This window comes from Barnesiella propionica, from assembly GCF_025567045.1.
Classification (GTDB): domain Bacteria; phylum Bacteroidota; class Bacteroidia; order Bacteroidales; family Barnesiellaceae; genus Barnesiella_B; species Barnesiella_B propionica.
In genome coordinates this window covers 1-427 of record NZ_JAOQJK010000026.1, presented here as the reverse complement: position 1 = coordinate 427, position 427 = coordinate 1, and the positions used below count along the sequence as shown (strand labels likewise).

At 30.2% G+C, this 427-nt stretch carries 1 protein-coding gene; it reads left to right on the top strand.

Translation table 11 applies throughout. The features are described from left to right. Positions 1-287, top strand: a 287-nt coding sequence (locus tag OCV73_RS14485; RefSeq protein ID WP_262512983.1) for a hypothetical protein, incomplete at its 5' end; no start/stop codon positions are given. Positions 288-427: the final 140 nt, after the last annotated feature.

Sequence of the window (427 nt, the reverse complement as noted above, 5' to 3'; positions counted from 1 at the left end):
ATGATTTCGGGGAGTTTCTCAAAATAGATTCCATTCCAACATTCTTTTTAAATGACACTTCTTTTATTTATAAATCCGCAAGAGAAATTTTTCCGGTTGTACGAACTTATTCCTACGCCGACTGCCGTTATATTATTAAGAAACAAGGAGAAGAGTATGTAACTGTAAAACAAAGTACTATTGACACAACTTATAAAGAAATCTTTTTTTACGACAAAGATTTTAATATACATAAATATATCAATACGTATAAGGATAATTACTGCGTATATATAAGAAAAGAATAAAACAAGAACGGCACCCCTGTAATCAGGGAAAGAGATGCCATAAAAGACATAGAACAGGAAGTAAAAAACGTAAAAGTGGAATTCGTTCCCTATAACAAATAAATTTTTAAGATTATGAGCTCACAGGTAAATTTTTATGC